12 protein-coding genes are annotated in these 13,250 nt (G+C 60.0%); 11 read left to right on the forward strand and 1 reads right to left on the reverse strand.

Translation table 11 applies throughout. From position 1 onward, the window contains the following. The first annotated feature begins 132 nt into the window (after nt 1–132). From EC915_RS13350 to EC915_RS13370, 5 genes are all read left to right on the forward strand, one after another. Nucleotides 133–1,875: a potassium/proton antiporter gene (locus tag EC915_RS13350; RefSeq protein WP_133751004.1), complete on the forward strand. Its 1,743-nt coding sequence runs from the start codon at nt 133–135 to the stop codon at nt 1,873–1,875. 38 nt (nt 1,876–1,913) lie between these two features. After that, nucleotides 1,914–5,282, forward strand: a complete 3,369-nt coding sequence (gene mscK / locus EC915_RS13355; protein ID WP_133751005.1) for a mechanosensitive channel MscK — start codon at nt 1,914–1,916, stop codon at nt 5,280–5,282. Between the two features lie 48 nt (nt 5,283–5,330). Further along, on the forward strand, nt 5,331–6,794 hold the full coding sequence (gene selO, locus EC915_RS13360; RefSeq protein WP_133751006.1) for a protein adenylyltransferase SelO: 1,464 nt from the start codon (nt 5,331–5,333) through the stop codon (nt 6,792–6,794). 140 nt (nt 6,795–6,934) lie between these two features. Further along, the gene (gene trxC / locus EC915_RS13365; RefSeq protein WP_133751007.1) at nt 6,935–7,369 is read left to right on the forward strand and encodes a thioredoxin TrxC; all 435 of its coding nucleotides are present in this window, start codon (nt 6,935–6,937) and stop codon (nt 7,367–7,369) included. 137 nt (nt 7,370–7,506) lie between these two features. After that, nucleotides 7,507–7,878: a PAAR domain-containing protein gene (locus EC915_RS13370; RefSeq protein ID WP_133751008.1), complete on the forward strand. Its 372-nt coding sequence runs from the start codon at nt 7,507–7,509 to the stop codon at nt 7,876–7,878. A gap of 6 nt (nt 7,879–7,884) precedes the next feature. Here EC915_RS13370 and EC915_RS13375 read toward each other — a convergent pair whose 3' ends face one another. Further along, the gene (locus tag EC915_RS13375) at nt 7,885–8,664 is read right to left on the reverse strand and encodes a ParA family protein (protein ID WP_133751009.1); all 780 of its coding nucleotides are present in this window, start codon (nt 8,662–8,664) and stop codon (nt 7,885–7,887) included. Between the two features lie 350 nt (nt 8,665–9,014). On the opposite strand from EC915_RS13375, the gene EC915_RS13380 reads away from it, so the two are divergent. From EC915_RS13380 to EC915_RS13405, 6 genes are read left to right on the forward strand one after another with little or no spacing between them, the layout of a single operon-like run. Then, entirely contained in the window at nt 9,015–9,743 is a 729-nt protein-coding gene (locus EC915_RS13380) for a beta-ketoacyl synthase chain length factor (protein ID WP_133751010.1), read from the forward strand. Then, nucleotides 9,719–10,531, forward strand: coding sequence for a 1-acyl-sn-glycerol-3-phosphate acyltransferase (locus EC915_RS13385; protein WP_133751011.1), 813 nt, complete (start codon nt 9,719–9,721; stop codon nt 10,529–10,531). Before EC915_RS13380 ends, EC915_RS13385 begins: the two co-directional genes overlap by 25 nt. Continuing rightward, nucleotides 10,506–10,766, forward strand: a complete 261-nt coding sequence (locus tag EC915_RS13390) for a phosphopantetheine-binding protein (RefSeq protein WP_133751012.1) — start codon at nt 10,506–10,508, stop codon at nt 10,764–10,766. The genes EC915_RS13385 and EC915_RS13390 overlap by 26 nt, the downstream gene beginning before the upstream one ends. Before the next feature lie 9 nt (nt 10,767–10,775). Next, nucleotides 10,776–11,030 (forward strand): acyl carrier protein, encoded by a 255-nt coding sequence (locus EC915_RS13395; protein ID WP_166650983.1) that lies wholly within the window; start codon nt 10,776–10,778, stop codon nt 11,028–11,030. Next, nucleotides 11,027–11,572, forward strand: a complete 546-nt coding sequence (locus EC915_RS13400) for a hypothetical protein (protein ID WP_133751014.1) — start codon at nt 11,027–11,029, stop codon at nt 11,570–11,572. The genes EC915_RS13395 and EC915_RS13400 overlap by 4 nt, the downstream gene beginning before the upstream one ends. Next, the gene (locus EC915_RS13405; protein ID WP_133751015.1) at nt 11,569–13,248 is read left to right on the forward strand and encodes an acyl-CoA synthetase family protein; all 1,680 of its coding nucleotides are present in this window, start codon (nt 11,569–11,571) and stop codon (nt 13,246–13,248) included. The genes EC915_RS13400 and EC915_RS13405 overlap by 4 nt, the downstream gene beginning before the upstream one ends. Nucleotides 13,249–13,250: the final 2 nt, after the last annotated feature.

A 13,250-nucleotide genomic window follows, 5' to 3' on the forward strand; every position in this document is an offset into this window, starting at 1 on the left:
AAGCTTGTATCTCCGATAAGCGGGATTAAGCTTTGACAGTGAACCAATTCAACGGGTTAAATCCGTTGGCACGCGGGCTGCATGGTCAGCTTGCCGGATGTATCTGATCTTTCTTTGTCTGGAGTACCGCCCTTGGATGCAACGACCATCAACAGCCTGTTCCTGATCGGCGCGTTGCTGGTGGGCGCAAGTATTCTGGTTAGCTCGCTGTCGTCACGTCTCGGCATCCCGATTCTGGTCATCATCCTTGCGGTCGGCATGGCCGCAGGTGTCGATGGTGGCGGAATCATTTTCGACAATTACCCCACGGCGTATCTGGTCGGCAACCTCGCGCTGGCGGTCATCCTGCTGGACGGCGGCCTGCGAACGCGGGTGGCAAGTTTCCGTGTGGCGCTCTGGCCCGCACTTTCGCTGGCGACGGTCGGCGTTCTGATCACCACCGGCCTGACCGGCATGGTCGCGGCCTGGCTGTTCGACCTGAACATCGTTCAGGGCTTGCTGATCGGCGCCATCGTCGGCTCCACCGACGCTGCAGCGGTGTTCTCGCTGTTGGGCGGCAAGGGCCTGAACGAGCGGGTGACGGCGAGCCTGGAAATCGAATCCGGCAGTAACGACCCGATGGCGGTGTTCCTCACGGTAACGCTGATCGACATGATTTCCAGCGGCCAGACCGGGCTGCACTGGAGCTTGCTAGGGCACCTGATTCAGGAGTTCGGCATCGGCGGCATCATCGGCCTGGGTGGCGGCTGGCTGATGCTGCAACTGGTCAACCGCATCAATCTGGCCAACGGCCTTTACCCGATTCTGGTCATCGCCGGTGGTCTGGCGGTGTTTGCGCTAACCAACGCCATTCACGGCAGCGGCTTCCTGGCTGTGTATCTGTGCGGCCTGGTGCTGGGCAACAAGCCCATCCGCAGCCGCCACGGCATTCTGCACATGCTCGACGGCATGGCGTGGCTGGCACAGATTGGCATGTTTCTGGTGCTGGGGCTTCTCGTCACGCCTCATGACCTGCTGCCGATCGCGCTGCCTGCGCTGGGTCTGGCGCTATGGATGATTCTGGTGGCACGGCCGCTCTCGGTGCTGGTCGGCCTGATGCCGTTCCGGGTGTTTCACGGCCGTGAGAAGGCTTTCATCGCGTGGGTTGGCCTGCGCGGGGCGGTGCCGATCATTCTGGCGGTGTTCCCGTTGATGGCGGGCCTGCCCCAGGCGCAGTTGTTCTTCAATCTGGCGTTCTTCATCGTGCTGGTCTCACTGCTGGTTCAGGGCACGAGCCTGCCGTGGATGGCCAAATGGCTGAAAGTGACGGTTCCGCCTGATCCTGCGCCGATCTCCCGCGCCGCCCTGGAAGTTCATGTGACCAGTGAATGGGAGCTGTTCGTTTATCGCCTCGGTGCGGAGAAATGGTGCATCGGTGCAGCCCTGCGCGAGCTGAAAATGCCTGAGGGCACGCGGATCGCAGCGCTGTTTCGGGGTGAGCAATTGCTCCATCCGTCGGGCAGCACGGTGCTGGAGACCGGCGACTTGCTCTGCGTGATCGGCCACGAGCATGATCTACCGGCCCTCGGCAAGCTGTTCAGTCAGGCTCCGCAACGGGGTCTGGACCTGCGCTTCTTTGGCGACTTCGTCCTCGAGGGAGACGCGCAACTCGGCGCCATCGCAGCCTTGTACGGGCTCAAGCTCGACGGTCTGGATCAGAACATGCCGCTGAGCCAGTTCATCATCCAGAAGAATCGCGGCGCCCCGATCGTGGGCGACCAGATCGAATGGAACGGAACTATTTGGACAGTTGCAGTGATGGAGGGGAACAAGATCCTCAAAGTGGGCGTCAGATTCCCGGAAGGCAGCCGCCCGGGTCCCGGGTTGTTCCTCTAAACTGCCCACCTCTCTCCTGATTGTTCGACCCGGTGTCTATGTTCACGCTGCGTACCTTTTTTGCCTCAGCCTTGCTGGGGCTTTGCCTATCGAACGTTCCGGCGTTTGCCGCCGACACCCCTCTGCCTTCCAGTGACGCCGTCCAGCAGAATCTGGACAGAATCGCCGACCGCAAGCTGTCGCCTGATGACCAGAAGGCTCTGCAGCAGGTGCTGGAGCAGACCCTGGGGTTCCTGTCCAGCCAGAAGGACAATCAACAAAAGCTGGAAAATCTGAAGAAGCAATTGGCGGATGCACCACGGCAAACCAGCGAGAATCAGCGCGACCTGGCCAAGCTCAAAGCCAGCAGGATCATCCCCGTTGCCCAGCGCTACGCCAATGTGGACGTGCCGCAGCTCGAAAATATGCTCAGCCAGCGCAGCACCCAGCAGGCCGATCTGCAAAAAGCGCTGAACGATGCGAACAGCCTGACCATCACCGCCCAGACCCGTCCGGAGCGCGCGCAGGCCGAGATCAGCAGCAGCCAGACACGCATCCAGGCCATCAATGGCATCCTCAAGTCCGGCAAGGACGCAGGCAAGGCCATCAACGCCGACCAGCGTATTCAGCTGAATGCCGAGTTGGCCTCAATCAATGCGCTGATTGCCTTACGTCGCCAGGAACTGGCTGGCAATAGCCCGCTGCAAGACCTGGGCGGCAGTCAGCATGACCTGTTGACCGAGAAAGTCGCCCGTCAGGACCAGGAAATCCAGGACCTGCAAACGCTGATCAACGACAAGCGCCGCGCCCAGTCTCAGGAAACCGTGGCGCAGTTGTCCATCGAAGCGCAAAAAGCCGGCGGCAGCAGCCTGCCGGCAACCGAAAGCGCCGCCAACCTGAAGCTTTCCGACTACCTGCTGCGCGGTACCGATCGGCTCAACGAACTGACCCAGCAGAACCTCAAGACCAAGACTCAGCTCGACGCCATCACCCAGACCGATCAGGCGCTGGACGAGCAGATCAACGTGCTGAGCGGCAGCCTGCTGCTGTCCAAGATTCTCTATAAACAGAAACAGTCGCTGCCCAAACTCAAACTCGACAGCGGCCTGGCCGATGAAATCGCCGACATCCGTCTGTATCAGTTCGAGGTCAACCAGCAACGCGAACAGATGAGCAACCCGACCAACTATGTCGACACCCTGCTCGCCACTCAAAAATCCGAAGATGTCACCCCGGCATTGCGCAAGACGCTGCTGGATCTGGCAACCACCCGTACCGATCTGCTGGAACGGCTGAATCGGGAGTTGAGCGCATTGCTCAATGAGTCCATCACCTTGCAGCTCAACCAGAAGCAATTGGTGAGCACGGCCATCAGCCTGCGCCAGACCCTGGACGAGCAGATGTTCTGGATCCCGAGCAACAAACCGCTGGATCTTGAATGGTTCGAGCGCATCAAACCGCGTCTGACCAAACAGCTCACCACCCTGCCCTGGACCTCGACCGTCAGCGAATTGAGCGACGGCCTGACCAGGCGTCCACTGATCTTTCTACCGCTGCTGCTGGTGATCGGTGTGCTGATGTGGAAGCGCAAGGCGCTGTACGAGAAGCTCAACCGCCTGCATGCCGACATCGGACACTTCAAGCGCGACCGCCAGTGGCAGACACCGCTGGCAATCATCATCAACATCCTGCTGGCAATGCCTCTTTCGCTGGCTCTGGCGTCCTGCGCCCTGGCGTTGCAGATCGATGCGCGGGAACAGAACGTCAATCTTGGATCTGCCCTGCTGCAACTATCGCTGGCATGGCTGGTGTTCTACACCGCATACCGCATCCTTGCGCCAGGTGGCGTGGCGCAGCTGCATTTCCGTTGGGAAAAGGTCCAGGTCGAATTCCTGCGTGGCTGGATTCGCCGTTTGGGCTTGGTCGTGCTGGCGCTGGTCACGGTGGTGGCCGTCGCTGAGCACGAGCCGTCCGCGCTGGCCGAGGACGTTATCGGCATCGCGGTGGTGCTGACCTGCTACGCGCTGATGACCTGGATGCTCGGGCGCCTTTTATTGACCAGTCCAACCCACCAGAACGCTTCGCTCTTTCGCCGCACACTGGGCCTGGCATTCACCGCGCTGCCGGTGGCATTGTTCCTGGCTGTGTGCTTTGGCTACTACTACACCGCGTTGAAACTCAGCGACCGACTGATCGACACGCTTTATCTGCTGATGCTCTGGCTGGTCATTGAAGCGGCGTTTGTCAGGGGACTGAGCGTGGCGGCGCGGCGCCTGGCTTACCAACGCGCCCTGAGCAAGCGTCAGGCAGCCAAGGAAGCCGGCGAAGGTGAAACGCTGGTGGAAGAGCCGACGCTCGATATCGAGCAGGTCAACCAACAATCACTGCGATTGATCCGTCTGGCCTTGATCGGTGGCTTTATCGGCGCGCTGTATCTGGTCTGGGCGGACCTGATCACGGTGTTCTCGTATCTGGACAACATCACCCTGTACGAATACACCAGCGGCACCGGTGCGACGATGAGCATGGTGCCGATCAGCCTCGGCGACCTGATTGGGGCGCTGCTGATCATCGGCATCACGTTCGTGCTGGCAGTCAACCTGCCCGGGCTGCTGGAAGTGCTGGTGCTGTCGAAGCTGAACCTCAAACAGGGCAGTTCCTATGCCACGACGACGCTGCTGTCCTACATCATCGTGGGCGTGGGCTTCGTTTCGACCTTGTCGGCACTGGGTGTGAGCTGGGACAAGTTGCAGTGGCTGGTGGCAGCGCTGTCACTGGGGCTGGGGTTCGGCATGCAGGAAATCTTCGCCAACTTCATCTCCGGCATCATGATTCTGTTCGAACGTCCGGTGCGGATTGGCGACACCATCACCATCGGCAACCTGTCGGGCACAGTCAGCAAAATCCGCATCCGAGCGACCACCATCACCGACTTCGACCGCAAAGACATCATTGTTCCGAACAAGACGTTTATTACCGGGCAACTGATCAACTGGTCGCTGACCGACACCATCACCCGCGTTACCCTGAAGCTGGGCGTGGATTACGGCTCCGACCTGGATCTGGTGCGCAGTCTGCTGATCAAGGCGGCCAACGACAATCCTCGCGTGCTCAAGGAGCCGGCGCCCATCGTCTACTTCCTGAATTTCGGTGAAAGCACGCTGGATCACGAACTGCGCATGCATGTGCGTGATCTGGGCGACCGCAACCCGGTGCTGGATGAAATCAACCGGTTCATCAACAAGGAATTCAAGAAGCAGCACATCAACATCTCGTTCCGGCAGATGGAGGTTTACCTCAAAAACATGCAGGGGCAGGAATACAAGATGGTGCCGATCGAGCAGGAGCAGAAGACCGTCACCGACGCGCCGCCTGTATCTGCGGCAGCGAAGGATGTACCCGAGCCGCCGGACATCAGGCTCGACTGACACCCGAAATCCCAGCAGAATAGTCGGACATTTTGCTGGAGGCATCCTTTGAAAGCCCTCGACGAGCTGACCTTCGATAATCGCTTCGCCCGCCTGGGCGACGCGTTCTCCACCTCCGTGCTGCCAGAGCCCATCGCCGAACCGCGGCTCGTAGTCGCAAGCGATGCAGCGCTGGCGTTGCTGGACCTGGACCCCGAGCAAGCCCAAGACCCGGTTTTTGCCGAGCTGTTCAGCGGCCATAAGCTGTGGGCTGAAGCAGAACCGAGGGCGATGGTGTATTCAGGTCATCAGTTCGGCGCCTATAACCCGCGTCTGGGCGATGGTCGTGGGCTGCTGCTGGGCGAGGTCTATAACCAGGCCGGTGAGCATTGGGACCTGCACCTCAAGGGTGCCGGGCAGACGCCGTACTCACGCATGGGCGATGGTCGCGCAGTTCTGCGCTCGTCGATTCGCGAATTCCTCGCCTCCGAAGCGCTGCATGCGCTGGGCATTCCAACGAGCCGTGCAGGCTGTGTGATCGGTTCGACCACGCCGGTCTGGCGCGAAACCGAGGAACGTGCAGCGATGGTGCTGCGCCTGGCACACAGCCATGTGCGCTTCGGCAGCCTCGAATATTTTTTCTATACCCAACAGCACGAGCAGCTTAAGGAACTGGCTGATCACGTGCTGTCCTCGCACTACGCCGAATGTCTGGAGCAGCCCGAGCCGTATCTGGCGATGTTTCGAGTGATCGTCGAGCGGCAGGCCGAACTGATCGCCAAATGGCAGGCGTATGGCTTCTGTCATGGCGTGATGAACACTGACAATATGTCGATTCTGGGGATCACGTTTGACTTCGGTCCTTTCGCCTTCCTCGACGACTTCGACCAGCATTTCATCTGCAACCACTCCGACAACGAAGGCCGCTACTCCTTCAGCAATCAGGTGCCCATTGGCCAGTGGAACCTCAGCGCGCTGGCCCAGGCCCTCACCCCCTTCATCAGCGTCGAGTCTCTGCGCCAGGCACTGGGGATGTTCTTGCCGCTGTATCAGGCCCACTATCTGGATCTGATGCGCCGCCGGCTAGGGCTGACCACTGCCGAAGACGACGACGCCGACCTCATCGCCCGCTTGCTGCAACTGATGCAGAACAGCGGCGTCGACTACAGCCTGTTTTTCCGTCGTCTGGGCGAGGACTGCGCCGACGTTGCCGTCAGCCATCTGCGCGACGACTTCGTCGACATGCTTGGCTTCGACGCGTGGGGCGATACGTACAAAGCCCGCATCGCCCGCGACCCGGAATCCAGCCAGGACGAGCGCCGCACCCGCATGCACGCAGTCAACCCGCTGTACATCCTGCGCAACTACCTGGCCCAACGCGCTATCGAAGCTGCCGAACAAGGTGACTACAGCGAAGTCCGCCGCCTGCATCAGGTACTGTGCAAACCGTTCGAGGAGCAGGCCGGGATGGAAAGTTATGCACAGCGGCCACCGGATTGGGGTAAGCATCTGGAGATCAGCTGTTCGTCGTGATGGTGTGGGAGTCAGATCAGGCAAAGGTTGCGACGGCGTTGTGTGGGAAGCTGCCTGAATGACCTCTGGCCTGCTCTCGACTTGATAAAACCACGATCAAGCTCCACTTATCGTCATCAGCCTTTTTCCAGGTAGCCGAAATGTCCGAGCCTCTTCATATTCCCTGCCCCCACTGCAATGGTCTGAACCGCATACCTGCCGAGCGACTGGCGGATCAGCCTAAATGCGGACGCTGCAAACAGCCGGTGTTGCTGAACAAGCCGTTCAACCTGACTCAAGGCGACTACGCCAGCCAGATCAAGGGTGATCTGCCGCTGTTGGTGGACGTCTGGGCGGGGTGGTGCGGGCCGTGCAAATCCTTTGCGCCGACGTTCGAGCAGGCGGCAGCTCAACTGAGTGGGCGCGTACGCCTGGCCAAACTGGACAGCGAAGCCAATCAGCAGTTGTCGGCGCAACTGGGGATTCGCTCGATTCCGAGCCTGATCCTGTTCAAGAACGCCCGCGAAGTAGCGCGGCAGAGTGGTGCGCTACCGCTTCAGCAATTGACGGCATGGCTGGCGAGCCAGGGAATTTGAAGGCGCTTTCTTCCGGCATTGAAGCACTTGCCTGCTTTTCCGGTAGGACACGTCTGAATGCGCATCCTGGCCCTACGAAACACGCATTCATTGCCTAGGGTTAGCCGTTCTCACGGATGACGCAGGGGCGGCAAACGATGACATCGGTAATCAGGGAAGGCGACTCGACCACTACGGCAGGCGTGGTTCTGCAAACCTCCGGCACGCAGACCTGGGAGGAGCGCAGGCTGGCGCGCATGGGCGATCCGGTGTGGTGTGCAGCCTGTGAGCAGGTCGGGTACATCGCCCAAGGCAATCCAACGTACATTGATCAGGTCCTGGCAGTAGCGACAGAGGGGCAGCTGGTGCATTGCGATTGTCCGCTCGGCGATCATCGATTGATCGCCAGCCAGGATGAATTAAGGGCCGACATGGATGCCACCATCGACATCCCCAAGGATCTGGCGGCGACGGCGCGCAAGCGGGCCAAGCGCCTGGGCAAAGCCATGCGCGAAGAAGGACCGCCCTGAAAGCACTCACTGCGCTGCGTTGGTTTCCAGCAAATGGTGCAATTCCACGAACTGCTGGCTTAGCTTGTGACGCGGATCGAGATAAATCAGCGGCATGTTGGCCTGATGCGACTCGCGCATTTTCACCGAGCTATTGAGGTAGACCGGCAGTACGGGCAGACCTTCAGCGATCAATTCATCGAGAATCTGCTGCGGCAGGCTCGCGCGCGACTGGAACTGATTAACGATGATGCCCTCCACTTGCAGATCCTCGTTGTGATCCTCCTTTAACTCTTCGATTTCCTTGAGCAGGCCATACAGCGCCTGTCGCGAAAAGCTGTCGCAATCAAAGGGAATCAACACCCGGTCCGCAGCGATCAGGGCCGACACTGCATAAAAATTCAGGGCAGGCGGTGTATCCAGATAGATACGCTCGTAATCCTCATCCAGATCGTCGAGCAACTTACGCAGTTTATTGATCTTGTGTTTGGCCTCAAGTTTGGGCTGCAAATCCGCCAGTTCGGCAGTCGCGGTAATGACATGCAGGTTATCGAATGGGGTTTCATAGATGTCGACTTGATTCTTTTTGAAGAACGGCCCGGAAGGCAGGGTTTGTTTAAAGAAATCGGCAATGCCCATGGGAATATCCTTGCCGGTCAGGCCCGTGAGGTATTGCGTAGAATTGGCCTGGGCATCGAGGTCGATCAAGAGTGTCCGGTAACCCTCGTGGGCGCTGACCGCTGCGAGATTGCAGGCGATGCTCGATTTGCCGACGCCGCCCTTCTGATTGAACACCACACGCCGCATTGAAACCTCCTGTTGCTGTGTTGCATTGACGGATCGTCCCGCGATCCGATGAATGGTATCAAGCCTAGGCAAGCGATACCGTCAGGGACCAGCGTCTCGGAAAATTCCGATAGGCAGAGCGAAACCTGCGTTCTTATCGCGTCGAGCCATCCTACAGACCCTCGCCAGCTAATTCCGCCATACCAGTAGGAAATACCTCCCGTAAACAAACTATTTGTTTCAGCGTTTGCCTCTGTGCATTCGCATCGGGATAATGCCCGCCACTCGGTGATAGCGCCGCGCCATGGTTGGTGTCACTTCGGATACTCGAAGCCTGGAAGTAAGCCCGCATATGGGCGGGAAAATAATTCGTGATCATGTTCAACATCGCACAATGGCGCGCTTGGGCTCCAGGGCTTACTTCGTTCGAAGACTGGTTGCAATGGAGCCAAAACCCGACTGTTTCCTGCAATACGGACGAGTCGCCCGACGTGTCGTTCCTGCCCGCGATGCAGCGAAGACGCTTGAGCCGTCTGGCGCGAATGGCCTTCAGCGTTGGCTGGCCATTGGCCGAAGGGCATGAGCAACTGCCACTGGTGTATGTCTCGCGACACGGGGAAACACCCCGGACCTTCGACATTCTCAGCGATCTGGCCGCTGAACAGCCGTTGTCACCGACCCAGTTCAGCCTGTCGGTGCATAACTCTGTGATCGGTCTCTGGTCGATCATGCGCGGTGAAACGAGTGAGATGACAGCCCTGGCAGCGGCTGGCGACGGTCTGGAGCATGGCGTCATGGAGGCGGCGAGCCTGCTTGCCGAAGGCGCCAATGCGGTTTTGCTGGTGATTGCCGAAGAGCTTCCGCCGACCGCTTATGCCCCCTGGATCAATGACGTGCCGTTTCCCTACGCACTTGGCTTGCTCCTGACGCCCGGCGACGAATGGCAACTGACCCTCAGCGCTAACTCGACTGGGGACAGCGTGAAAAGCCACAGCGAATGGCCACACGCGCTCAACCTATTACGCGCCCTGTCGACACAGCAGAGTGCCCTGCAACATCCCTGGATCAATCGGCTATGGAACTGGCAACACAACCACTGAGTAAAAGTCGCGATGCCTACTATTGGCGGCTGCTGACCACTGCCCTGAGCTTCGCCCTATTTGGGTTGGGCGGGTTGTGCCTGCGCCTTTTCATTTTTCCGGTACTTGGGTTGTTACCAGGCGATCCGTGCAGCCACCAGCGTCGCGCTCGCCGTACCATTGGCCGACTGTTCTGGACGTTCATCCGTTTCATGGCCACGGCGGGCGTACTGACTTACGAAGTCGAAGGCGCCGAACGCCTAGGACGCCCCGGGCAAATGATCATCGCCAACCATCCATCGCTGATCGACGTGGTTTTCCTTATTGGCCTGGTGAGAGACGCCAACTGCGTGGTCAAACAGAGCCTGTGGCAGAACCCGTTTACCCGTGGGCCAGTACGGGCCACCGGCTATGTCAGCAACGATGGCAGCGCCGACATGCTGGATGACGCTGCCCGGCTGCTGCAGTCCGGACAGACCCTGATCATCTTTCCCGAGGGCACCCGTACCCAACCGGGCAAAGCGCCGGCGTTCCATCGCGGCGGCGCGGCAATCGCCCTGCGTGGTGCGAAGACCATCACCCCGGTCACGATCCATGTCTCGCCGACGACGTTAACGAAGGCCGAGCCCTGGTATCGCATTCCTCAGCGCCGCCCGCACTTTCACCTGCGCGTGGGCCACGATATCGACCCTGCGGCATTCGCCGCGCTTGGCCCGGCCCCTTTGGCGTCGCGCAAGCTCAATGACCATCTGCATCACTACTTCATCAAGGAGCTCACTACAGATGAGCGATCTGCACCTGGAAATTAAACAGTTGATCATCGATGCCCTGGGCCTCGAAGACATCAGCACCCATGACATAGGCAACGACCAGACGCTGTTTGGCGAAGGTCTCGGACTGGACTCGGTCGACGCGCTGGAGCTGGGGCTGGCCATTCAGAAACGCTACGGCATCAGAATCGACGCCGACGCCAAAGATACCCGTAACCACTTCACCAGCGTTGACAGCCTTGCGGCCTTCGTCAGCGCTCGCCAAGTGGCCTGAGGACTGAACATGCAATCCCGTGAAGAGATCTTCGAAACCTTGCGCACTGCGTTGGTCGAGCTGTTCGAACTTGAACCTGAACGCGTCACACCGGACGCCAACCTGTATCAGGATCTGGAAATCGACAGCATCGACGCGGTCGACCTGATCGACCACATCAAGCGCAAGACCGGCAAGAAAATCGCCGCCGAAGAGTTCAAGTCCGTTCGCACCGTCAATGATGTGGTCGAAGCGGTCTTCCGACTGGGCCATGCCGCCGCATGAGTCGTCTGATCGGCGTGATGCTGGTGCTGGCGGGCGTGCTGTACCCGTTTGCCGTGTATTTCGGCATGGCGCACGTCGCCCCCTGGCAATTTGCGCTGCTGCTGGGAGCGCTCTGGGCTGCCCGTGCGCTGACGGGCGAGCGGCGCCCCGGCAGCCTTGCGATGGCCTTGGTCGCGATAGGCTTCTGCCTGATGCTGGGTGTCTTCGACAGCCCGCAGTTGCTGCGCTGGTACCCGGTGCTGATCAGCGGCTTCATGCTGACCTTATTCGGCCTTAGCCTGATGCGCGGCATGCCGATGGTCGAGCGTCTGGCGCGCCTGGCCGACCCGGAACTGCCGGAAGTCGCCATTCGCTACACCCGTCACGTGACACAGGTCTGGTGCGTGTTTTTCCTGTTGAACGGGACCATGGCCGCTGCCTTGACGCTTTGGGCGCCGCTGAGTTGGTGGGCGCTGTACACCGGGCTCATCGCCTACGGCCTGATGGGCATTCTGTTTGCTGGCGAGTGGGTCATTCGCCAGCGCGTTCGGGGTCGTACATGAGCTGGATAATGCCCGAGCAGCTCTTGCTGGCCGCTTACCCTGGCCGCAGGATCACTCACGCACCGGACATGAGTCAGGCGCAATGGCGCGAGCACGTATTGATGATCGCCGCTGCGCTGCAGCAGCGGGGCGTGAACTGCGTGGCTATTCATCTTGAAGACGCAGCCGAACTTGCTATCGCGTTGTTCGGCGCATGGCGCGCTGGCATCCGCGTGTTGCTGCCCGCCGATTTGCAAGAGCAGACACGGCATCGCTGGGCGCCTCAGGTCGACATGTGGCTGACGGATGTGGCGGGCGACATACGCCTGAGCGAACTGACTGCCGCTCCTCTGGATCCGGCGCTGCTTGATCTGGACACCTGCGTACTGAGCCTGTGCACCTCAGGCTCCAGCGGCGAACCCAAGCTGATCGAGAAGACACTTAGACAACTGGCCAATGAAGTCTCAGCCCTGGAGCATCTCTGGGGTGTCGATCTGGGCAACGCCTGCATTATCGGCAGCGTGGCTGCCCAGCATATTTACGGACTGTTGTTTCGCGTTCTGTGGCCTCTGAGTGCAGGGCGCAGCTTTGTCCGCAGACAATTGCCATTCCCGGAAGATCTCCAACGTGCCAGTGGCGAGCATGACGCATTCGCCTGGGTCGCGAGCCCAGCATTGCTCAAACGCATGGGCGACAACCTGAACTGGGAAAGCCTGAGCGCAGTGCGCCGAGTGTTTTCCTCCGGCGGCGCCCTGCCCAGCGACGCAGCGCAGAGCCTGCATCAACGGCTCGGCCAATGGCCGACGGAAATTCTTGGCAGCTCGGAAACCGGTGGCATCGCCTGGCGCCAGGGGAACCCTTTGTGGCGTGCATTCGACGGCGTGCAACTGAGCCAGGATGAAGACGGCGCGCTGCGTATCCAATCACCCTATCTTCGCCCGGGGCACATCGAACAGACCGCCGACGCTGCGCGCTTTGTCGATGACGGCCGTTTCGAGTTGCTCGGCCGCCTGGACCGCATCGTCAAGCTCGAAGAGAAACGCATTTCCCTGCCGCTGCTGGAACAGGCCTTGGCGACTCATGAATGGGTCAGCGAGGTGCGCTTTGGCGTGATCCGGGCAAACCGCGCTTCACTGGGTGCATTGGTCGTGCTGAGCACAAGCGGTGTGCATGCTTTGCGCAATCAGGGACGTCGCGCGGTCACCACTGCACTGCGTCAGCATCTGATACCCCATTGTGAAACCCTGGCCCTGCCCCGTCGCTGGAGATTGTTGAGCCAGTTGCCCCTGAACACTCAAGGCAAGTTGCCCCAGGCACAGGTTGAAGCGCTGTTGATCGCGCCACGGGCGCAGGAACCCGAACTGACGAGCCAGCAGAAGGAGGGTGAAGAGCTGTTGCTGGAGTTGCAGGTACCGCTGGATCTGGCCTATTTCACCGGTCACTTCCCCGGCACGCCGATCCTTCCCGGTGTCGTGCAGGTCGACTGGGCCATCGCGCTCGGCCAAAGGCTGTTGAACCTGCCCCCCCGCTTCGCAGGCATGGAAGTCCTGAAGTTTCAGCAACTGGTTCGCCCGGGGGATCGCATCACGCTCGCGCTGCGTTTCGATCAGGCGCGAGGCAAGCTGTATTTTGCCTACCGTAACGGCGATGCAGCATGCTCCAGTGGAAGGATTCTGTGGGTGGCCGCGGATGCTTGAAA

The organism is Pseudomonas sp. LP_7_YM, assembly GCF_004364435.1.
Taxonomy (GTDB): Bacteria; Pseudomonadota; Gammaproteobacteria; order Pseudomonadales; family Pseudomonadaceae; genus Aquipseudomonas.

Bases quoted from the DNA above. Each gene is read 5' to 3' on its own strand.
- EC915_RS13400 (WP_133751014.1), top strand. From the start codon at position 11,027: ATGAGTCGTCTGATCGGCGTGATGCTGGTGCTGGCGGGCGTGCTGTAC.
- EC915_RS13385 (WP_133751011.1), top strand. From the start codon at position 9,719: ATGGAACTGGCAACACAACCACTGAGTAAAAGTCGCGATGCCTACTAT.
- EC915_RS13395 (WP_166650983.1), top strand. From the start codon at position 10,776: ATGCAATCCCGTGAAGAGATCTTCGAAACCTTGCGCACTGCGTTGGTC.
- EC915_RS13375 (WP_133751009.1), bottom strand. From the start codon at position 8,664: ATGCGGCGTGTGGTGTTCAATCAGAAGGGCGGCGTCGGCAAATCGAGC.
- EC915_RS13405 (WP_133751015.1), top strand. From the start codon at position 11,569: ATGAGCTGGATAATGCCCGAGCAGCTCTTGCTGGCCGCTTACCCTGGC.
- EC915_RS13370 (WP_133751008.1), top strand. From the start codon at position 7,507: ATGACATCGGTAATCAGGGAAGGCGACTCGACCACTACGGCAGGCGTG.
- EC915_RS13390 (WP_133751012.1), top strand. From the start codon at position 10,506: ATGAGCGATCTGCACCTGGAAATTAAACAGTTGATCATCGATGCCCTG.
- mscK (WP_133751005.1), top strand. From the start codon at position 1,914: ATGTTCACGCTGCGTACCTTTTTTGCCTCAGCCTTGCTGGGGCTTTGC.
- trxC (WP_133751007.1), top strand. From the start codon at position 6,935: ATGTCCGAGCCTCTTCATATTCCCTGCCCCCACTGCAATGGTCTGAAC.